Source organism: Microbispora cellulosiformans (genome assembly GCF_008728085.1).
Lineage (GTDB): Bacteria > Actinomycetota > Actinomycetes > Streptosporangiales > Streptosporangiaceae > Microbispora > Microbispora amethystogenes.
Map to the genome: position 1 here is coordinate 322181 of NZ_VYTZ01000005.1, position 20083 is coordinate 342263.

At 72.5% G+C, this 20083-nt stretch carries 18 protein-coding genes and 1 riboswitch; of the genes, 2 read left to right on the forward strand and 16 right to left on the reverse strand.

Translation table 11 applies throughout. The annotated features are described in order from the left end of the window. Positions 1–55 precede the first annotated feature (55 nt). From gcvP to F5972_RS15820, 14 genes are all read right to left on the reverse strand, one after another. Entirely contained in the window at positions 56–2881 is a 2826-nt protein-coding gene (gene gcvP, locus F5972_RS15760; protein ID WP_150934236.1) for an aminomethyl-transferring glycine dehydrogenase, read from the reverse strand. A gap of 180 nt (positions 2882–3061) precedes the next feature. Then, positions 3062–3154, reverse strand: a riboswitch (glycine riboswitch). 45 nt (positions 3155–3199) lie between these two features. Then, positions 3200–3817, reverse strand: coding sequence for a MerR family transcriptional regulator (locus F5972_RS15765; RefSeq protein WP_150934237.1), 618 nt, complete (start codon positions 3815–3817; stop codon positions 3200–3202). A gap of 155 nt (positions 3818–3972) precedes the next feature. Beyond that, the gene (locus tag F5972_RS15770; protein WP_111698626.1) at positions 3973–4443 is read right to left on the reverse strand and encodes a bifunctional nuclease family protein; all 471 of its coding nucleotides are present in this window, start codon (positions 4441–4443) and stop codon (positions 3973–3975) included. A 98-nt stretch (positions 4444–4541) separates the two neighbouring features. After that, positions 4542–5198, reverse strand: a complete 657-nt coding sequence (gene ftsR / locus F5972_RS15775; RefSeq protein WP_150934238.1) for a transcriptional regulator FtsR — start codon at positions 5196–5198, stop codon at positions 4542–4544. Between the two features lie 19 nt (positions 5199–5217). Beyond that, the gene (locus F5972_RS15780; RefSeq protein ID WP_111698632.1) at positions 5218–5721 is read right to left on the reverse strand and encodes an FHA domain-containing protein; all 504 of its coding nucleotides are present in this window, start codon (positions 5719–5721) and stop codon (positions 5218–5220) included. Between the two features lie 278 nt (positions 5722–5999). After that, complete coding sequence (locus tag F5972_RS15785; protein WP_111698635.1) at positions 6000–8504, reverse strand: mannose-1-phosphate guanyltransferase; 2505 nt, start codon at positions 8502–8504, stop codon at positions 6000–6002. Positions 8505–8507: 3 nt separating this feature from the next. Beyond that, the gene (locus F5972_RS15790; protein WP_225311523.1) at positions 8508–9074 is read right to left on the reverse strand and encodes a CDP-alcohol phosphatidyltransferase family protein; all 567 of its coding nucleotides are present in this window, start codon (positions 9072–9074) and stop codon (positions 8508–8510) included. A 10-nt stretch (positions 9075–9084) separates the two neighbouring features. Then, positions 9085–11259: a peptidase domain-containing ABC transporter gene (locus F5972_RS15795; RefSeq protein ID WP_150934240.1), complete on the reverse strand. Its 2175-nt coding sequence runs from the start codon at positions 11257–11259 to the stop codon at positions 9085–9087. After that, on the reverse strand, positions 11256–11432 hold the full coding sequence (locus F5972_RS15800; protein WP_191910141.1) for a hypothetical protein: 177 nt from the start codon (positions 11430–11432) through the stop codon (positions 11256–11258). Before F5972_RS15800 ends, F5972_RS15795 begins: the two co-directional genes overlap by 4 nt. Continuing rightward, positions 11429–12400, reverse strand: a complete 972-nt coding sequence (locus tag F5972_RS15805) for a TIGR04500 family putative peptide maturation system protein (protein ID WP_150934242.1) — start codon at positions 12398–12400, stop codon at positions 11429–11431. The genes F5972_RS15800 and F5972_RS15805 overlap by 4 nt, the downstream gene beginning before the upstream one ends. Further along, the gene (locus tag F5972_RS15810) at positions 12381–13397 is read right to left on the reverse strand and encodes an MvdC/MvdD family ATP grasp protein (RefSeq protein WP_150934243.1); all 1017 of its coding nucleotides are present in this window, start codon (positions 13395–13397) and stop codon (positions 12381–12383) included. Before F5972_RS15810 ends, F5972_RS15805 begins: the two co-directional genes overlap by 20 nt. 95 nt (positions 13398–13492) lie before the next feature. Then, entirely contained in the window at positions 13493–13645 is a 153-nt protein-coding gene (locus F5972_RS37240) for a hypothetical protein (protein WP_191910142.1), read from the reverse strand. Between the two features lie 150 nt (positions 13646–13795). Next, complete coding sequence (locus F5972_RS15815; protein WP_150934244.1) at positions 13796–14485, reverse strand: response regulator; 690 nt, start codon at positions 14483–14485, stop codon at positions 13796–13798. Next, a complete protein-coding gene (locus F5972_RS15820) occupies positions 14482–16137 on the reverse strand; it encodes a histidine kinase (protein ID WP_150934245.1) in 1656 nt (551 codons plus the stop codon). Before F5972_RS15820 ends, F5972_RS15815 begins: the two co-directional genes overlap by 4 nt. 152 nt (positions 16138–16289) lie before the next feature. Between F5972_RS15820 and F5972_RS15825 the strand changes: the two genes are divergently transcribed. Then, positions 16290–16895 carry a class I SAM-dependent methyltransferase gene (locus F5972_RS15825; protein ID WP_150934246.1) on the forward strand — a complete coding sequence of 202 codons (606 nt, stop codon included), beginning with the start codon at positions 16290–16292 and terminating at the stop codon, positions 16893–16895. 18 nt (positions 16896–16913) lie between these two features. After that, positions 16914–18095, forward strand: coding sequence for an acyl-CoA dehydrogenase family protein (locus F5972_RS15830; RefSeq protein WP_150934247.1), 1182 nt, complete (start codon positions 16914–16916; stop codon positions 18093–18095). 15 nt (positions 18096–18110) lie between these two features. Here the strand turns inward: F5972_RS15830 and F5972_RS15835 are convergent, their stop codons facing one another. After that, a complete protein-coding gene (locus F5972_RS15835; protein WP_150934248.1) occupies positions 18111–19031 on the reverse strand; it encodes an alpha/beta hydrolase in 921 nt (306 codons plus the stop codon). 13 nt (positions 19032–19044) lie between these two features. Continuing rightward, positions 19045–19746 (reverse strand): gamma-glutamyl-gamma-aminobutyrate hydrolase family protein, encoded by a 702-nt coding sequence (locus tag F5972_RS15840; RefSeq protein ID WP_150934249.1) that lies wholly within the window; start codon positions 19744–19746, stop codon positions 19045–19047. Between the last annotated feature and the right edge of the window lie 337 nt (positions 19747–20083).

Consider the following 20083-nt stretch of genomic DNA (forward strand, 5'->3'; position numbering starts at 1 on the left):
GCATCCGCGATCTTAACGAGCCCGGCCTCCGGGCGGGGCCGACATGCGCAACCGGTCAGTCCTCGTACGCCTCCAGGGGCGGGCAGGAGCAGACGAGGTTGCGGTCGCCGTAGGCCTGGTCGATGCGGCGCACCGGCGGCCAGTACTTGTCGTCGCGCAGGCCGGGCACCGGGTAGGCCGCGACGGCCCGCGAGTAGGGGTGGGCCCAGTCGCCGGCGGTGAGGCACTCGGCCGTGTGCGGCGCGTTGCGCAGCGGGTTGTCGGTCTTGTCGTACTCGCCCGACGCCACCTTGGCGATCTCGCCCCGGATGGCGATCATCGCGTCGGCGAAGCGGTCGAGCTCGGCCAGGTCCTCGCTCTCGGTCGGCTCGATCATGAGCGTCCCGGCGACGGGGAACGACATCGTGGGCGCGTGGAAGCCGTAGTCGATCAGCCGCTTGGCCACGTCGTCGACGGTGACGCCGGTCTCCTTGGTGATCTGGCGCAGGTCGACGATGCACTCGTGCGCGACCAGGCCGTCCCGGCCGGTGTAGAGGACCGGGTAGTGCGGCGCGAGGCGCCGGGCCAGGTAGTTGGCCGACAGGATCGCCTGCTCGGTGGCCTGGCGGAGGCCGTCGCCGCCCATCATCCGGACGTACGCCCAGGAGATCGGCAGGATGCCCGCCGAGCCGTACGGCGCGGCCGACACGTGCGCGGGCAGGTACTCCGCGAGGTGGGCCTTGACCGCGACCGGGCCGACGCCGGGCCCGCCGCCGCCGTGCGGGATGCAGAAGGTCTTGTGCAGGTTCAGGTGGGAGACGTCCGCCCCGAACTCGCCCAGCCGGGCCAGGCCGACCAGCGCGTTGAGGTTGGCCCCGTCCACGTAGACCTGTCCGCCGGCCTCGTGGACCCGCTCGCAGATCTCGACGATCGTCTCCTCGTACACGCCGTGGGTGGACGGGTAGGTCACCATGATCGCGGCGAGCGCGTCGCGGTGCTTGCCGATCTTCGCGGCGAGGTCGGCGAGATCGACGTTGCCGCTCTCGTCGCAGGCCACCACGACGACCCGCATGCCCGCCATGACAGCGCTGGCGGCGTTGGTGCCGTGGGCGGACGACGGGATGAGGCAGACGTCGCGGCCGTCCTCGCCCCGGGAGCGGTGGTAGGACCTGATCGCCAGCAGCCCGGCGAACTCGCCCTGCGAGCCGGCGTTCGGCTGGATCGACACCCGGTCGTAGCCCGTGACCTCGGCCAGCCAGCCCTCCAGGGTCCCGATCAGCTCGGCGTACCCCTCGGCCTGCTCCGCCGGCGCGAACGGGTGGATCGCGGCGAACTCCGGCCAGGTGACCGGCTCCATCTCGGTGGTCGCGTTGAGCTTCATCGTGCAGGAACCCAGCGGGATCATCGAGCGGTCGAGCGCGACGTCCCTGTCCTGCAGCCGCCGCAGGTAGCGCAGCATGGCCGTCTCGGAGCGGTGGGAGTGGAAGACCGGGTGGGTGAGGAAGCCGGAGGTCCGCTGCAGGCCCGCGGGGATCGCGTCGGAGGTCGCCCGGTCGAGGTCCTCGACCACGGTCCCCGGCACGCCGAACGCCTCCCAGACGGCCCGCAGGTGGGCGACGACGGTCTTCTCGTCACAGGCCACGCCGACGTGGTCGGCGTCCGCCAGGCGGAGGTTGACGCCCCGCTCGGCGGCGGCGGCCACGACCCGCTCCGCCCGGCCCGGCACGCGGGCGAGCACGGTGTCGAAGAACTCGTCGTGGACGATCTCCACGCCTCCCTCGCGCAGCCCGGCGGCGAGGACGGCCGCGTGCCGGTGCGCCCGCTGGGCGATCCTCCGGAGGCCGTCGGGGCCGTGGTAGACGGCGTACATCGAGGCCATGACGGCGAGCAGGACCTGCGCGGTGCAGATGTTGCTGGTGGCCCTCTCCCGCCGGATGTGCTGCTCGCGGGTCTGCAGGGCCAGCCGGTAGGCCGTACGGCCGTCGGCGTCCACCGAGACGCCGACCAGGCGGCCCGGCATCTGCCGCTGCAGGCCCTCGCGGACCGCCATGTAGGCCGCGTGGGGGCCGCCGTAGCCCAACGGGACGCCGAAGCGCTGGGAGGAGCCGACGGCGATGTCGGCGCCCTGCTCGCCCGGGGGCTCCAGCAGGGTCAGCGCCAGCAGGTCGGCCGACGCGACGAGCAGCGCGCCGGCGGCGTGCGCCCGCTCGGCCAGCGCCCGGAAGGACGCCACACGGCCGCTCGCGCCCGGATACTGGACGAGGACCCCGAAGCACTCGGGCAGGTCGCCCGCGAGGTCCGACTCCACCAGCGTGATGCCGAGCGGCTCCGCGCGGGTCTCCAGCACGGCCTTGGTCTGCGGCAGCGCGTCCGCGTCGACCACGAAGACGTCCGCCTTGACCTTGCTCGCGCGCCGCGCCAGCGTCATCGCCTCGGCCGCGGCGGTCGCCTCGTCCAGCAGGGACGCGCCCGCGACGTCGAGGCCGGTGAGGTCTGACACGACCGTCTGGAAGTTCAGCAGGGCCTCCAGCCGCCCCTGCGAGATCTCCGGCTGGTACGGCGTGTACGCCGTGTACCAGCCCGGGTTCTCCAGCACGTTGCGGAGAACGACCCCCGGAGTGATCGTGTCGTGGTACCCAAGGCCGATCATCGGGGTCAGCACCCGGTTGCGGGCGGCGATCGCGCGCAGTTCGGCCAGCGCCTCGGCCTCCCCCGCCGCCTCGGGCAGGTTCAGCGGGGTCCGCGTGCGGATCGCCTCGGGCACGGCCACGGCGAGCAGGTCGGCCGTCGACTCGTAGCCGACGACCTCCAGCATGCGGGAGCGGTCGTCGTCGGAAGGACCGATGTGACGGGTCGCGAAAGGCGGGGCGGAAAGATCCTCAAGCGTCGAGCGGTCGGTCATGACAGGGGCCTCCTGGGCGGGTCGAGACCTGCGGCGACCGCCTCGCGCCCGTGGGCGCGACCGGCCGTGATGCGGTCTCCCCCTCTGTCATCGGACCTGAGAGCTTCACCGGGCCGCCGGGCCCGGCTTTCCCCTTCGGTGAGGCGCCGCCTGGCCGGCGGGCCTGCTTTTCAGAGTCGCCTCGTCCGTGCGGTACGGATGCCTGAGAGTTTCCGGGGAGGTTTGCTCCTTCGGCGCCCCTGCAACTTCAGGGGTCTCTCCCGCACGAGGTCGTCGGCCGTGTCCACTCTACCCGGTTACTTCCGTTGTACCCGTTTCTCAGCCGGTCTTGCGGGCCTTCCTGCGGCGGGCCAGCTCGTCGGCGGGATGGTCCCCCTCCGCATCCGGGGAGGATTCCGCGCGCTCACCCGGCAGCTCGGCCAGGGAGCCCTCCACCTCCCGCCAGACCCGCCCGAGCGCGATGCCGAACACGCCCTGGCCGCCCTGCAGCAGGTCGATCACCTCGTCGGCGCTGGTGCACTCGTAGACGCTCACGCCGTCGCTCATCAGGGTGATCTGGGCCAGGTCGTTGACGCCGCGGTCGCGCAGGTGCCGTACGGCGGTGCGGATCTGCTGGAGGGAGACCCCCGTGTCGAGGAGACGTTTGACGACCTTCAGGACGAGGATGTCGCGGAAGCTGTAGAGTCGCTGCGAACCGGACCCCTGAGCTGCTCTTATGGTCGGGAGCACCAGTTCGGTCCGGGCCCAGTAGTCGAGCTGCCGGTAGGTGATCCCGGCCGCCGCGCACGCCGTCGGCCCGCGGTAACCGATGTTCTCGGGCAGCGCCGTCGGCTGCTCGTCGAACAGCAGACCCTGTTCGCCGGCGCGCTCGCGTGCCGCCCGCCGAACCGGGTCGTGCTGGCCGGCCGACCTACCCTCGCCGCTGCTGACCGCCACTGCGGACCTCCGGCTTTCTCTCATCCCACGGTCTGATCTGGGGGTTCGCGAATTACAACCGTGGTTTCCCTTGCACCGTAGGACCGGGGCCATCGTCAGTCAACGACCCCGTCCGGCGCGTCGTGAAGCGTAATTTCCCGAAATCGTGCGGCACGTCAGCCCGCTCGCCCGAAGTCTTCCGGTGTGATTTTGTCCAGGAACTCGCGGAACTTCTCCACTTCGTCTTCCTGGTCGTCGGGCATGCTCACACCCGCCTCCTGGATGACGTCCTCACTCGCGTAGATCGTCGCCCCCGTGCGCAACGCCAGCGCGATCGAGTCCGAAGGGCGTGCGCTCACCTCGACCCCGTTCGAGAACACCAGGTCGGCGAAGAAGATCCCGTCGCGGAGCGCGACGATGTTGACGGTGCGCAACCGCACCCCCAACGCCTCAAGCACATCGCGGAACAAGTCGTGGGTCAGCGGCCTCGGCGGGGGCTCCTCCGCCTGGGCCAGCGCGATGGCGGTCGCCTCGGTCATGCCAATCCAGATCGGCAGGTACCGATCACCGCTCGCCTCCTTCAGGAGAACGATCGGCTGGTTTGTGGGCATCTCAACGCGAACCCCCACGACCTCCATCTGCAACACGGGCGGCTCCGTCTCAAGCGTCGCGGCATATCACCAGGCATTCAACGTAACACCCGCCAGGGAGCGGATGTGCCGGTCACCGCCCCATCAGCCCACCTCTACTGGCCCAGAACGCCACGAACGCTGCTACGCAGCAACGCATTGTGCAGTTCCTGGAGAAGACCGGACATCTCGCGGGCGGTCTCGTCGGCCTCCGCGATCGCTCCCGTCGCCTTCCGGCGCAGCACGGGCGCCACCGCCTGCTCGATCAGGCCGGCCTCCCGCTCCACCAGAGCCCGCACCGCCCGGAGATGCCGCGCGCGCAGGCCGAACCGCGCCAGCGCCCCCACGCTGCGCGCGATCTCCAGCGCCTCGCCGTCGTAGCGGCGGGCGACCGGCACGACCAGGCCGAAGCTCTCCATCTCGGCCAGGGTCTCCTCGTCGATGCCCGCGGCCTCGATGAGCTCGTCCCTGCTGAGACGCACCGCCGGCGGGCCGTCGGAGACGCTCTGCGGGCGTGCCACCTGCCCGTCCAGCTGATCCTTGATCACGCGGAGGGGCAGGTACTGGTCACGCTGCGCCCGCAGGATGTACCGCAGGCGCTCCACGTCGTTGTAGGTGAACTTGCGGTAGCCCGAGGGGCTCCGCTGGGGCTCGATGAGCCCCTCACCCTCCAGGAACCGGATCTTGGAGACGGTCACGTCGGGGAACTCGGCCTGCAGCAGGCCGAGCACCTCCCCGATGCTCATGAACGCCCGTACGGCCTGTGCGCTCATGACTTCTCCTCCTCACCGATCACAGCCCTCCAGGACCACGTGTGAGGAACACCAGCCGGAACTTGCCGATCTGCACCTCGTCGCCGCCCTGCAACGGGGACTCCTCGATGCGTTCCCGGTTGACGTAGGTGCCGTTCAGGCTGCCCACGTCGCGGACCGTGAACTGGCCGCCGCGGCGGTAGAACTCGACATGCCTCCTGGACACGGTTACATCATCCAGGAAAATGTCGCTTTCCGGGTGGCGACCCGCCGTAGTGAGATCGCTGTCGAGCAGAAAACGGCTGCCCGCGTTCGGGCCGCGCATGACCACAAGGAGAGCCGTGCCGGGCGGCATCTGCTCGATCGCGGACCGGTCCGGAAGCAGCGTCTGGCCCGTCTCCGCCTCCAGCGCCTCCAGGGAGATCGTCGAGGTGGTGTCGGCTGCGACGGGCGCCGGAGCGCTCAGCGGCGAACCGCACCGTGAACAGAAACGGGCATCCTCGGGGTTGGCATGACCGCACTGCGTGCAGTAGACGCTGGGCATCGAACGGCTCGGCCTCTCTCACGACTCTCACGACTTGCTCGGGACTGGCTCAACTGCTCGGGTGTGGCTTGACTGCTCGGGTCTGGCTCAAACTGCGAATGCCGCAACTTACGCTGATCAGGCACAAAGGTCAAGAAGCCGCGGCTGGGCGTGGACTGACCAACGCTACAGCCCACAGAGGTTCAAGGTCCATCCCGACACATGCATCCCCCGCATCCCATCCTGATCACGAAAGAGGGAGCAGGGGTTCAACAGGGCTCAGCAGGGGTCGGCACGGCTCAGCAGGAGCCGGCGGCCTGCTCGACGACGTGGGCCCAGCGTTCCAGGAGTGCCTGGGCGCCGTCCACGTCGTGGCCCTCGGCCCACAGGTGGGTGACGGCCTCGGCGGGGTCGGGCAGCACGAGCGCCCAGCTTCCGTCCTCCTCGACGACGCGGACGCCGTCGGTGGTGTCCAGGCGGTGGCCCTCGGCGGCCTCGACGACCGAGCGCATCACGGCCCCCTTGTGCGCCCACGGCGTCGGGACGGTCCGCTTCAGCAGCCTGGCCTCCGGGATGCGGGCGTCGATCTGGCTGAGCGACAGCCGGGTGCGCGCGACCAGGCCGAGCAGGCGCAGGAACACGGCCAGGCCGTCCAGGGTCGGCCCGAACTCCGGGACGATGAAGCCGCCCCGCCCGTCGCCCGCGAAGATCGTGTCGGGGTGCCGGGCCGCGCGGGTCAGCGTGTCGAGGCTGGTGGCCGTCCAGTCGACCTGCACACCGTGGAAGCGGCACACCATCTCCGCCACCCGGGTCGTGGTGACCGGCAGCGCCACCCGGCCGCCGCGCCGCTCGGCCGCGACCAGGTCGAGCACGACGAGCAGCGCCCGCTCCTCGCTGATGAGCTGGCCCATCTCGTCGACCAGGGAGACCCGCTCCCCCACCGGGTCGAACCGTACGCCGAAGGCGGCCCGGGCGGAGGCGACCAGGTCCGCCAGGCGCTGCAGGTCGCGGCGGCGCTCGGCGAGGGTCTCGGTGGGCGAGGCGTCGTCGAGGCGGTTGTTCACGGTCAGCACGTCGACCCCGGCCCGGCCGAGCAGGCTGGGCAGCACGAGCGAGGACGTGCCCCCGGCGCAGTCGACCACGACCTTCATCTCGGCGTCCTTCACGCCGTACATGTCGACGCAGGCCAGCAGTTCCCTGGCGTAGGTGTCGACGGCCCTGGCGGGGAACGTCAGCTCGGCGATCTCGCCGGGGAAGGCCCGGCGGTACTCCTGCCGGGTGAAGACCCGCTCCAGCTTGCGCTGCGCCGCCTGCGACAGGTCCGAGCCCGTCTCGTCCATGAACACGATGTCCACGCTCTGCGGGTCTCCCGCGGTGGTGCGCAGGAAGATGCCGCCCCTGACGTTCTCGCGGGAGGTGTTGAACCGGGCCACCGGCAGGGCGGCGGCCTCCAGGTCGACGACGTTGATCGCGCTGGAGTTCAGCGCGCTGATCACCGCGCGCTTCAGCGCCCGCGCCGCGCGTGAGGCGTCGCGGGCGGTGACCACCGTGTCGCCCTTCTTCAGGGTCGTGGCGTACGCGCTGGCGAGCCGTACGCACAGCTCGGGGGTGATCTCCACGTTGACCAGCCCGGAGACGCCCCGGGGGCCGAACAGGCTGCGCTGGCCGCGCGACTCCCAGATCACGCTGGTGTTGACGACGGTGCCGGCCTCGATCGTCTTGAACGGGTAGATCTTGACCCCGGAGGAGACGTACGCCTCGGCCTCGATGACGCACTCGTCTCCGACGACGGCGTTCTCCTCGATCCGGGCGCCGGTCATGACGTCGGTGTTCTTGCCGATCACGCATCCGCGCAGGTGCGCGGCGGGGCCGACGTACACGTTGTCGCTGACCACCGCGCGGTGCAGGAAGGCGCCCTCCTTGACCACCGCGTTGCTGCCGAGCACGGTGTACTCCCGCAGTTCGGCCCCGGCCTCGACCTTGGCGTAGTCGCCGATGTAGAGGGGCCCCTTGAGCACCGCCTCGGGGTCGACGGAGGCGCCCTCGGCGGCCCACACGCCCGGGGCCAGCTCGAAGGCGTCGAAGTCGACCTTGACCTTGCCCTCCAGCACGTCGGCCTGCGCCTTGAGGTAGCTCTCGTGCGTGCCGACGTCCTCCCAGTAGCCCTCGGCGACGTAGCCGAACAGCCGGCAGCCCCGCTCCAGCAGGCGGGGGAAGATGTCGGACGACCAGTCGACCGGCTGGCCGGGGGCGATCTCGTCGAGGACCGACGGCTCCATGATGTAGACGCCGGTGTTGACCGTGTCGGAGAACACCTGCCCCCAGGTCGGCTTCTCCAGGAAGCGCTGGATGCGGCCGTTCTCGTCGACGATGATGATCCCGAACTCCAGCGGGTTGGGCACACGCTTGAGCCCGATGGTGACCAGCGCCCGGTTCTCCCGGTGGAAGCGGAGCATGTCGGTCAGGTCGATGTCGGTGAGCGCGTCTCCGGAGATGACCAGGAACCGGTCCTCGCGGAGCTTGTCGGCGGCGTTCTTCACGCTGCCCGCCGTGCCGAGGGGGACGTCCTCCGTGGCGTAGTGGAGGGTCACGCCGAGCTCGTCGCCGTCGCCGAAGTAGTTGCGGATGAGCGCGGCCAGGAACTGCACGGTCACCACGACCTCGGTGTAGCCGTGCCGTCTGAGCAGCCGCAGCACGTGCTCCATGATCGGCCGGTTGATGATGGGCAGCAGGGGCTTGGGCTGGTTGGCGGTCATCGGCCGCAGCCGTGTCCCCTCCCCGCCCGCCATGACGACGGCCTTCACGGGTCACCCCTTCGTTAGCTGGCGCACCTGTACGACATACAACACCCCCGCCCACCAATACAGACCAGTTCCCCAGATGGCGAAGGCCCATCCGAAGATCGCGGCAATCTCGGCGTACCAGCCCTCGTGGGAGGCGAGGAACAGCAGTGGGAACGCGTACATGAGGGCGGCGGTGCCCGCCTTGCCGAGGAAGTGGACGGGCAGGGCGGGGCCGTATCCGTGCCGCCGCAGGACCGGCGGCATCCACAGCAGCAGGATGTCGCGCAGCGGCACCGCGAGCGCCAGCCACCAGGGGATGACGCCCCGCAGGACCAGGCCGACCAGCGTGGCGAGGATGTAGAGCCGGTCGGCGAGCGGGTCGATGAGGCGGCCGAGCCTGCTGGTCTGGTTCCACGCGCGGGCGAGCTTGCCGTCGAGCCAGTCGCTGAAGCCCGCGAGCATCAGCAGCGCGACGGCCCATCCGTCGGCCCGGGGGCCCAGCACGAGCCAGAGGAAGACGGGGACGCCGAGCAGCCGCAGGGCGCTCAGCAGGTTGGGAACCGTCCAGATCCGGTCCTCGGCAGCGTTCACGCCCCAGACCCTACATGCCGGTATCCCGGCCGTTTCGCGGAGCGGCGACCCCGGCGGGGGCCGTCTGCGCGGCGACGAGCCGGGTGTAGCGCCCGCCCAGGGCCAGCAGCTCCTCGTGGGTGCCCCGCTCCACCACCGTGCCGCCCTCGATGACCAGGATCAGGTCGGCGTCCCGCACCGTGCTCAGCCGGTGCGCGATCACGATGCGGGTCTGCGTCAGGCGGGACAGCCGCGCCTCGATGCCGGCCTCGGTCGCGCTGTCCAGGTTGCTGGTCGCCTCGTCGAGCAGCAGCACCGTGGGGCGGGGCAGCAGCGCGCGGGCCAGGGCGAGGCGCTGGCGCTGCCCGCCCGACAGGCCGCCGCCCTCGACCAGGATCGTCTCGTAGCCCATCGGCATCGCCATGATCTCGTCGTGCAGGCCCGCGATCCGGGCCGCCTCGGCGATCCGGTCCAGGCCGGCCTCGGGGAGATTGAGCGCGATGTTCTCCCGGATCGTCCCGGTGAACAGCGACGGCTCCTGGGTGACCACACCGAACTGGCGGCGCAGCGACCGCGGGTTGAGCTCGGCCGCGGGAACGCCGTCGTACCGGATCTCCCCGGCCGTCGGCCGGTACAGGGCGAGCAGGAGGCGGGCGAGCGTGCTCTTGCCCGACCCCGAGGGACCGACCAGCGCGACCTTCTGCCCCGGCCGCACGACCAGCGAGACGTCGCGCAGCGTCCACGCGCCGCGCGGGTCGTGGCGGAAACCCACCCCGCGCAGCTCGATGCCGCCGCGCAGCCGCAGCACCTCGATCCCCGTGGACGGCTCGGGCTCGGCGGCGAGGATGTCCGACAGCCGGTCGAAGTGCGCCCCGGCCTGCTGAAGGCTGCGCAGGCTGGTCATCAGCGAGCCGATCGGGGTGAGCGCGGCGGTGGCCAGGGCGTTCAGCGCGAGCAGCGTCCCGAGGCTCAGCGACCCGTCGAGCACCCGCCACGCGCCGACCCACAGCAGCCCCAGCGGCGCGAGATGGCGCACCGCCCCGAGCGCCGCCTCGATGAGCCCCCGCACGAGCCCTCCCCGCACGTCGGCGTCGAGTTGCCGGGCGAACAGGTCCGACCAGCGCCGCGTCGCCCGCGGCTCGGCCCCGGACGCCTTGAGCGTCTCGATGCCGCCGACGGCCTCCATCAGGCGGCCCTGCGTGTCGGCGAGAGCGGCCAGCTCGCGCCTGGTCAGCTCGCCCACCCGGCGGGCGGTGCCGAGCAGGAGGGCGGCCTGCCCCGCGGCGAGCAGCGCGAGGAAGGCGCCGAAGACCGGGTCCCAGGCGAAGACGAGCAGCAGGTAGACCAGGGCGAGCGGCCCGTCGAGCAACGACGAGAGGATCTGGCCGGTCAGCGTCTCGCGCAGGGCCATGACGCTGTTCGATCGGTTCACCAGGTCCGCCTTGCCACGCACCGCGAAGTACCGGTACGGCAGCGCGACGAGGTGCGACACCAGATTCCGCGTCACCTCGCCGTCGGTGCGCGAGCGGAGCGCGACGAGCAGCACCGAACGCAGGTAGCCCACCGCGAACTGGGTGACCACGGCGACCAGCACGGCCACGCCGAGGAGCGCGAGGAGCCCGGAGTCCCCGCGTGGGAGGATCCGGTCGACGACGACCTGGAACGCCGTCGCGAGCCCCAGGCCGAGCACCTGGAGCAGCACCGACGCCGCGAGCACCTGGGTGAGCAGGCCCTTCCTGCGGAGCACCAGGGCGCGCAGGAAGTCGCGCCGCCACGCCCGCGCGGCGCCGGACCGCACGCGGCGGAACCCCGGCTCCGGCTCGAACGCCAGCAGCACGCCGGTGAACCCGGCGTCGAACTCTGCGGGCGTGAGCCGCCTGCGTCCCTGGCCGGGGTCCATGATGTCCACGTGATCGGGGGTCCACCGCTCCACCACCACGAAGTGCTGGAACTCCCAGTGGACGATCGCGGGCATGGGCACCCGCCCGAGGTCGGCCGGCTCCAGCGAGAACGCCCTGGCCTTCAGGCCGAACTCCCGCGCGGCGCGGACGACGGCCAGCGCGCTCAGGCCGTCCCTGCCCACCTGGAGGTGGTCGGTGACCTCCTGCACGGTGATGCGGTGGCCGTGGAAGGACAAGATCACGGCCAGGCAGGCCGCGCCGCACTCGGTCGCCGAGTTCTGCAGCAGGACCGGGACCCGTCTCACCCGCCACCCCTCAGGACCAGAGCGGTGAGAACGGCCAGCCCCGAGGCGAGCACCGCGACCGCGCACCAGAGCAGGACGAGCACACGGTCGCCGACCTCTTTCACAGCGGCCGGGGCGGACGGCGGGGCGGCACGGCGGCGCAGCGCCTCGGCGCGGAAGATCTGCCCGTTCACCGCGTGCCGGTCCGCGCCGTGGTTCCCCAGAACCATTCGATCTTCGCGGCCCGGCGGCGTTCGTCGATCCACAGGTCGAAGACCCGCCGTTCGACGCGGCGGCGCGTGTCCGCGTCGAGCTCGGCGCCGGCCACGGAGATCACCTTGAGCAGGACGTCCGGGGCGGGCGAGACGACGTCGCCGGGGCGGGCGGTGCCGATCTCGGCCGCGGGCACGTCCTCGACGACCAGCCGGGCGCCGCGCGTCCGCTCCGCCGGCGCGAAGAAGCCGGCTCCGGCGTCGATCTCGGCCGCCGCCCGCAGGGCCGCCTCGGAGCCGGGAAAGGTGAGCCGGGCGACCCGGGCCGTGCCGAACTCCTCCCGGTGCTCCTCGAAGTACGGCTCGACCCGTCCGGCCGTCACCCGCTCGCGGACGCGGGCGACGGCCACCTCCCCCGCGACCAGCTCCCGGAGATCCACCAGGGTGAGGGAGCGGCGGTCCATCCACTCGCGCGTCCGTTCCGCGGTGAGCAGCCCCCGGGCGCGCCGGAACGCGTCCACCGCCTCCTGGATCTCGTGGTCGAAGAGCTCGACCGGCGCCTCCTCCAGCTCCGCCTGGACGAGGGCGGCGGCGACGATCCGGTCCACCAGCCGGGCCTCGTCCCAGAGGAAGTCGAGCCGGGCGACCGCGTCGACCACCTTGACCCCGACTCCGTCGATCCGCAGCAGCAGCGTCTCGCCGGCTCGCTGCACGCCCCGCAGGGGCCAGGGCAGGGCGCGGTCGGGGCACCAGGACAGCGACACGGTCCCCTCCCCCGGCCGTTTGATCAGAAGGTCGTAGTGGAGGGAGTCGTCGTAGTCCTCCCGCTGCCACAGCAGCCGGAAGCGCACGCCGGGATGGCGCTCCCGCAACTCCCGCAGGCGCTCCCGGGCCTCGGACGGCTCGGCGCCGTCCAGGCCGCGGAGGGTTTCAAGGGCGTCGGGCAACATGTGCGGTCTCCTCTCGGACCGTGCCGTACATCAACAGGTCACACAACGCCGCGCCGATCGGCAGGCCGGTGGCCTTCTCGATCCAGAGCCACTGGCCACTGGGGTTGACTTCGAGGAAGACGTAGCGCCCGTCGGGGGTGAGGATGAGATCGATCGCTCCATAGCGCAGGCCGAGCCGCCGCACGATCCGCACGCAGCGCCCGGCCACCTCCGGCGGCAGCTCGTGCACCTCATGGCGGGTGCCGCCCGGGTCGTAGCGGCGCCAGTCGAGCCTCGTGTGGTTGCTCTCCTGCGAGTGGATCTCCGCCGCGAAGACGGCCCGCCCCACGACGGTCACCCGGAGTTCGACCCGCTTGGGCACGTACTCCTGGATGACGACCGGGCCGAACCTGATCGCGTCCGCGTACGTCACGTCCCGGGTGGACACCGGTTCCGACATCCGGGCCACGCCCTCCCCGTCGGCGCGGGACGTCGCGGGAACGCCCAGGGGCTTGGTGATGACGCGGCCCCGGTGCCGGTTGTAGAAGTCCAGGAACTCGCCGGGGTCATTGGTGATCAGCGTGTCCGGCAGCTCGAATCCGAGACGACCGGCCAGGACCAGCTGTGACGGCTTGCGCTGGGCCAGCCTCACCCGTTCCCTGGGCGCGGGGACCATGCGGCAGTCGAGCTGCTCCCACAGGTCCCCGGCGAACACCGCGCACTCCTGCTCGATGTAAGCACGTGCCACCGGGTCGGCGATCTCGGGATGCGCGACGGGAGCCTGGGGACGGCGGAACCACAACGCCGTCAGATGATCGAGATCGACGTCCGCCGTCTCCGTGCGCAGCCGCCGCCGCACCCGCCCGTCACGGTGGTAAACCGCGTCGAGCACCGCGCGGACCGGATAGCCGGCCGGGTCGAAGACGACCGGTTCCGCTCCCCGCGCGGCCAGCAGACGGGCCACGTGCTCCGCATGGGAGTCTCCGTCGATCGTGAGGATGAGTATCTCGCCGGACATCTCCCGCCCTTTCTGGGCTGTCTTCCTGATCGGGCTTCCCGATCGGGCGCGGGGCGCCGGAAGGGCGCCCCGCGCGGTCATTCGGAAGCGGTCGCTCAGAAGTCGAGGTCCTTGGCGTCGATGCTGCCGTCCGGGGTCATGACCTGGCTCGACCACTCGAACTTCCGGCCGCCGTTGACGAGGCGGAGGTCTCCCTCGTCGAGCTCCGGCCCGGCCGCCGCGATGTCGTCGATTCTGATCCTGTCCATGGTGATCCCTCCCGCCGTCCGGGGACGGCGCGTTCTCCGGTGTGACGGCGCCCGATCGGGCGCCGGACACGAACGCTAGGAGGGCCTTCTCGACACCCGCTTCTCACGGCCTTGGGAGCGGCTAAACAACCGCTTGGGGCCGAGCCCTACCTACACGCCGGCGTCCCGGCCGTTCCGTGGAGGCGTCACGGGGGTGAAGGCGGCGTCCACCAACCCGAACCGGTGCGCCATCACCGCCGCCTGCGTGCGGTTGCGCAGACCCAGCTTCTCGATGAGCGCGGCGACGTGGCTCTTCACGGTCGTGACGCCCACGTGCAGCCGTCCGGCGATCTCCGCGTTCGACAGGCCCACGCCGATCAGCGTCAGCACCTGCGCCTCGCGCTCGGTCAGGGCCGCGGGCGGCGGCAGCGTCTGCCGCTCGGCGGCCAGGGCCCGCTCGACGACCCGCCGCAGCACCGACGGCGCGAGCGGGGGCTCCCCCGCCGCGGCCCGCCGCACGGCCTCGACCATGTGGGCGGGCGGGTCGTCCTTGACCAGGAACCCGAGCGCGCCCGCGCCCAGCGCGGCGTAGAGGTTCTCGTCCTCGGCGAACGTGGTGAGCACGACGATCCGGGCGGACGGCCGGGCGGCGAGGATCCTGCGGGTGGCCTCCAGCCCGTCCACGCGCGGCATGCGCAGGTCCATCAGCACGACGTCGGGACGGTGCCGCTCGTCCAGCCGTACGGCCTCGGCGCCGTCGGCGGCCTCGCCGCACACCTCCATGTCCCCGGCCGCCTCCAGCATCATGCGGACGCCGGCCCGTACGAGGGCCTGGTCGTCGGCGACGACGACGCGGATCACGCGAGTCTCCCCCTCATGTGGCAGTCGGGCGGGCTCTCGCACGCGCCCTCGGGCGGGATGGGCAGCGAGGCGGTCAGCCGCCACCCGCCGTCCCCGGCCGGGCCGGCGGTGACGCGCCCCCCGAAGGCGCGGGCCCGCTCCCGCATGCCCGCGATGCCCTGGCCGTGGGACGGCAGCGCCTCCGGCGGGCGGGCCGGGCCCGGGCCGTTGCGCACCTCCACCACCAGCGCGCCCTCGCGCGTCCGCACGCCGACCTCGGCGCGGGCGCCGGGCCCCGCGTGTTTCAGCACATTGGTGAGCCCCTCCTGGACGATCCTGGCCGCCGCCGCGCGCAGCACCAGCGGGGCCAGGCCCGCCTCGGGCGACTGCCGCAGGTCCACGTGCAGGCCGGCCGCCGACATCCGCGCCACCGCGTCCCGCAGCACGTCGCCGGGGTCGGCGAGCATGTCCGCGAGCGGGAGGTCGTCGCGCAGCGCCTCGGCGGGATCGCGCAGCACGGTGAGCAGCCCGCGCAGGTCCTCCAGGACGCGGTGCCCGGTCTCCCTGATGTCGGCCAGCGCCTCGGCGGCCGGGCCGTCCGCCCCGGCGTACTGCGCCGCGCTCGCCCGCAGGACCATCGCCCCGACGTGGTGGGCAACGATGTCGTGGACCTCGCGGGCGATCCGCTCCCGCTCGGCCAGCCGCCCGGCCCTGGCCCGCTCGGCGGCCAGCTCGGCCGCGTGCCGGGCCTGCGCCTGCCGCGCGCCGACGTACCGGCCGATCGCCACCGGTGCGGTCACCATCATCATCAGCGCCACCACCCGGAACGGGGTGACGTCGGCGGCGTCGTCCACGATCACGAGCGCGGAGACCGAGCAGGTCAGCGCGTACGCCGCGGCGAGCCACGGCCAGGCGGCGCGGGTCGCGAACACGCCGAGGGCCACCAGGGCGAGCAGCTGCAGGCTGTTGCCGGTCCTCGGCACGTACTGGTCGGCGACGACCAGCGTGAGGCTCTCCAGCAGCAGGACCGCGCCGGGCAGGTGCCGCACGACGCCCAGCGCGAGCCCCGCGAGCATGACCCCGAGCGCGACCGCCCACACCGGCGGCGCCCCGCTGTGCCAGTAGGGCCAGGTGGTGAGCACCGCCAGCGCCACCCCGCCGCCGGCGAGGAGGAGGTCGAGCAGCGGGGCCGGATCCTCCCGGCGCCGCCCCGCCTGCGTGCGCAGATAGCCGCCGATCAGCACCGGGGCGGCGATCAGGCCGGCCGAGTAGAACCAGGTGTTCGAGGTGAGCGCGATGCCGGGGTCGGCGAGGTTCACGGCCGTCGCGGCGACGGCGAGCACGGCCACCGGCGCCGTCCAGCGCCAGGAGCGCCCCCGGGCCAGCACGCCGACGGCGATGGGCAGCAGGATCTGGACGGTGTTGACGGTGAACGCGCCGACCTGGTCGCAGGCCATCAGCAGCGCGGCCAGGTAGACGGCCACCGGGCCGGGCCATCGGCGCACCAGCCCCATCGGCAGCCCGGCCAGCAGCGCGAGCCCCAGCCCCACCCACACCGGGGCCGGGCCGTTGTCGCCCGTCCAGGATCCCGCGCTGACCAGCACGTCGAGGCCGGTCCCGCTCACCGCGAGGAAGACGTCGAGAACCGGGCCACGCGAGAAGGGCCGCCGCATGGGGGAACGCTACCGAACTCCCGGGGTGGCGGCCCTCCTCCGGCCGGAGGACCACGCCTCCTCCTTCTGGCCGCTCTCCGTGTGCCTACCGGCCGCCAGGTCGGCCCGTACCGCGGGCGGATCGGGCTGTGATCCGCCCTAGCGTGACCGGCATGAACAGTGAGTCAGCGGTTCTCCTCGGCCAGTTCCTGCGCTCCCCGGCCGCCACGGGAGCGGTCGCGCCCAGCTCGCGGCGGCTGTCGCGGGCGGTGTGCGCACCGGTACCCGAGGGGGGCGAGCCTGTCGTGGTGGAGCTGGGACCGGGCACCGGGCCCTTCACCGCCGAGATCCAGCGGCGGCTCGCGGGACGGGGACGCCATCTGGCCGTCGAGATCAACCCGCTCCTGGCGGGACGGCTCGCGGCCCGCCACCCGGGGGTCGACCTGGTCGTCGGGAGCGCCGCGGACCTGCCCGCCCTGCTCGCCGAGCGGGGGCTGGCCGCGGCCGACGTGATCGTCAGCGGGCTGCCCTGGGCGGCGTTCTCCGCAGGCCACCAGGCCGCGCTGCTGCGCGCGGCGGTCGGCGCGCTCGCCCCGGGCGGCGCGTTCACGACCTTCTCCTACGTCCACGCCCGCGCGCTGCCCGCCGCCCTGCGCTTCCGCCGCGCGCTGACCGCCTCCTTCGAGGAGGTGGTGGCGGGCCGCACCGTCTGGCGCAACCTGCCGCCCGCGTTCGTCTACCACGCCCGCCGCCCGCGGGCGGACGCCGTCCCCCGGTGACGGATCTACAGTGTCGGCATGGACTTCACCCTGCCGGAGAGCGCGCAGGCGGTGCGGCGCGGCGTCGCGGACGTCTGCGCTCGGTACGACATGGCCTACTGGCAGCGCTGCGAGACGGAGAAGCGCTGGCCGGAGGAGGTGTGGGCGGATCTCGCCAAGGGCGGCTGGCTCGGCCTGGCCGTCCCGGAGGAGTACGGCGGGGCGGGCCAGGGCCTGCTCGAACTCGCGGTGGCCACCGAGACCCTGTCGGCCTCGGGCTCGGCCGGGGGCTCGGCCTTCATGTACGTGCTGACGCCGGGCTTCGGGGCGCTCACGCTGGCCAGGCACGGCTCGGCCGAGCAGAAGGACGCCCTGCTGCCGAAGCTGGCGACGGGCGAGCTGGAGACGTGCTTCGCGCTGACCGAGCCCGACGCCGGGTCCAACTCCCTGGCGATCTCGACCTTCGCCCGCCGCGACGGCTCGGACTTCGTGGTCAACGGCCAGAAGGTCTGGATCACCGGGGTGCAGCGGGCCGCCCGGATGCTGCTGGTCACCCGGACGATCCCGGCGGAGCAGGCGCGGCCCCGCACCGACGGGCTGACGGTGTTCCTGGTCGACGTGCCCGAGGCGGTGCGGGCGGGCAGCCTGACCTACCGGCCCATCCCCAAGATGGGCGCGAACACCACTCCGTCCAACATGGTCTTCGTCGACGACCTGCGGCTGCCCGCGTCCAGCGTGCTCGGCGAGGTGGACCGGGGCGTCGCCGTGCTGTGGGACGTGCTGAACCCCGAGCGGATCCTGCTGGCCGCGAGCGCGCTCGGCGCGGCCGAGGTGGCGTTGCGGGTGGGGGTGGACTACGCGAAGCAGCGGGAGGTCTTCGGCCGCCCGATCGGCGCCAACCAGGCGGTCGCGTTCCCGCTGGCGCGGGTCAAGGCCGAGATCGAGCTGGCCAGGCTGATGCTGTACAAGGCGGCCTGGTCCTTCGACAACGGGCTGCCCTGCGGCACCGAGGCCAACATCGCCAAGCTGGCCGCCTCGCGGGCCGCGTGGGAGGCGGCGGACGCCGCGTTCCAGACCCACGGCGGCATGGCCTACTCGCTGGAGTATCCCGTGGCCCGGCTGCTCGCCGACGCCAGGATCGGCAGGATCGCCCCGGTCACCGAGGAGCTGCTGCTGAACCACCTGGCCACCCAGGTCCTCGGCCTGCCGAGAAGCTTCTGAGCTCCTCGGCGCGGGTCACGCGAACGCCTCCTTGAGCCGCGCGGTGAGGAGGTCGCGGCCCTCGACCGCCTGGTCGAAGAACCCGGGCAGGCCGAGGAAGCCGTGCAGCGCGCCCTCGAAGCACCGGTACTCCACCGGCACACCGGCCTCCGCGAGCGCCCGGGCGTAGGCGGCCCCCTCGTCGCACAACGGGTCGTACTCGGCCGTGATCACCGTCGCGGGCGCGAGACCCGACTTGTCCGGCAGGTGGAGCGGCGCCAGACGGGGGTCGCGCGGATCGGCGCCGCCCGCGTACTGCTCGACGAACCACCTCATCTCCGCCGCCTCCAGCCCGTACCCCTTCCCGTTCGCCTGGAAGCTGGGCGTGTCGCCGGCGACGTCGGCGACCGGGTAGATCAGCGCCTGATGGGCGAGCCGGAGGCCCGCGTCCCTGGCGAGCCACGCGGCCACGGCCGCGAGGTTGCCGCCGGCGCTGTCGCCGACTACCGCGACCCGGCCGGCGTCGCCGCCGTAGAAGCCGGGCCTGTCGTATACGTCGCGGACCACCGCGAAGGCGTCGTCGGCCGCCGCCGGGAACGGATGCTCGGGCGCGAGACGGTAGTCCACCGAGACCACCACGGCGCCGGTGCGCGCGGCGAGATCCCGCGCGAGGGGGTCGTTGCGCTCGACGCTGCCGAAGACCCAGCCGCCGCCGTGGTAGTAGACGAGCACCGGCAGCGGGTGCTCGCCGGGCTCCGGGCGGTAGATCCGGACCGGGACCCCGGCCACCGTCTCGTCCCTGACCACAGGTAGGTCGATCCTCGGCCCGCGCTGCTCGGCCAGCCCGTCCATCGTCCGCATTTCGGCGATCTGCTCGCGGGAGAGGGAGGCGAGGTCGGCGCCGAGGTCGGAGGGGAACAGCGCGAGGTAGGCCGCGGCCTGGGGATGCAACGCCATCCCTGAACAGTAATCAAGGACGGGCGGCGTCCACCAGAGCCTCGATGAGGCGGTTGTCCGCGCCGCGCTCGGGGTGCCACTGGACGCCGACGGCGAAACGGTGGCCCTGGAGTTCGACGCCCTCGACGATCTGGTCGTCCGCCCAGGCCACGGCGAGCAGGCCGGTGCCGAGACGCCGTACGGCCCGGCCGTGCGCGCCGGTCACCTCGGCGCGGTCGCCGACCGCCTTGCCCAGCCGGCTCGTCACGCTGATGGTCACGACGTGCCTCGCGGTCTCGTGCCGGTCGTGGCCCACGGCCGCGGGCAGGGAGGTGATCAGCGTGCCGCCCTGCGCCACGTTGAGCACGTGCATGCCGCGCGAGATCCCGAGCAGCGGCACGTCGGACTCCACCGCCGCCTGGGCGAGCGCCACCTCGAACCGGTCGCGGTGCGGCTGCGGCGCGGCGAGCGCGTCGCCGTCGTCCGCCTCGGCGGCGGGCGCCTCGCCGTACAGCGCGGGGTCGACGTCGACGCCGCCGGCGAGGATGACGGCGTCGAGGCGGCGCGCGTGGTCGCCGGCGGACACCGGGCTCAGCGGCGGGAGCAGGACGGGCGCGCCGCCCGCCTTCTCGACCGCACGCGCGTACGCGTGCGGCGACACCGCGGCCTCACGGACCCACGTCCCCCAGCGCGCGGCCTCAAGGTAGGTGGTGATGCCGACGATCGGACGCGCCATGGCGACTCCTGTGGTTCATGGGCGGCTGGGGTTCACGGGCGGCGGTTCATAAGTGGCGGTTCACGGGCGGAGCAGGGCCCATCATGGCGCAGCTTCTTTCCTTTTTGTCGACTTTTGGATCAGTAACCACATCAGTCACACCAGTCACAAGGCAAGGATCACGAAAAATAACGAAGCGTTCACAGCTGGTCGCCTTGCCCGCAGATTGGTTGTGACGCACCGGAGTGGGTGGAACACTCCGGGGTGAGCGACCGGTCGGGCCGGGGCCTCCGGCGCTCGTCACCCGGAGCCGTCAGGGAGGTGGATCGACAGACCGGAGCACGCTTCCGGTCCCTAG

Excerpts from the sequence above, each read along its gene's own strand:
- F5972_RS15810 (WP_150934243.1), bottom strand. The coding sequence starts at position 13,397 with ATGTCCGGCGAGATACTCATCCTCACGATCGACGGAGACTCCCATGCG.
- gcvP (WP_150934236.1), bottom strand. The coding sequence starts at position 2,881 with ATGACCGACCGCTCGACGCTTGAGGATCTTTCCGCCCCGCCTTTCGCG.
- F5972_RS15780 (WP_111698632.1), bottom strand. The coding sequence starts at position 5,721 with ATGCCCAGCGTCTACTGCACGCAGTGCGGTCATGCCAACCCCGAGGAT.
- ftsR (WP_150934238.1), bottom strand. The coding sequence starts at position 5,198 with ATGAGCGCACAGGCCGTACGGGCGTTCATGAGCATCGGGGAGGTGCTC.
- F5972_RS15825 (WP_150934246.1), top strand. The coding sequence starts at position 16,290 with ATGAACAGTGAGTCAGCGGTTCTCCTCGGCCAGTTCCTGCGCTCCCCG.
- F5972_RS15840 (WP_150934249.1), bottom strand. The coding sequence starts at position 19,746 with ATGGCGCGTCCGATCGTCGGCATCACCACCTACCTTGAGGCCGCGCGC.
- F5972_RS15805 (WP_150934242.1), bottom strand. The coding sequence starts at position 12,400 with ATGTTGCCCGACGCCCTTGAAACCCTCCGCGGCCTGGACGGCGCCGAG.
- F5972_RS37240 (WP_191910142.1), bottom strand. The coding sequence starts at position 13,645 with ATGGACAGGATCAGAATCGACGACATCGCGGCGGCCGGGCCGGAGCTC.
- F5972_RS15835 (WP_150934248.1), bottom strand. The coding sequence starts at position 19,031 with ATGGCGTTGCATCCCCAGGCCGCGGCCTACCTCGCGCTGTTCCCCTCC.
- F5972_RS15820 (WP_150934245.1), bottom strand. The coding sequence starts at position 16,137 with ATGCGGCGGCCCTTCTCGCGTGGCCCGGTTCTCGACGTCTTCCTCGCG.
- F5972_RS15830 (WP_150934247.1), top strand. The coding sequence starts at position 16,914 with ATGGACTTCACCCTGCCGGAGAGCGCGCAGGCGGTGCGGCGCGGCGTC.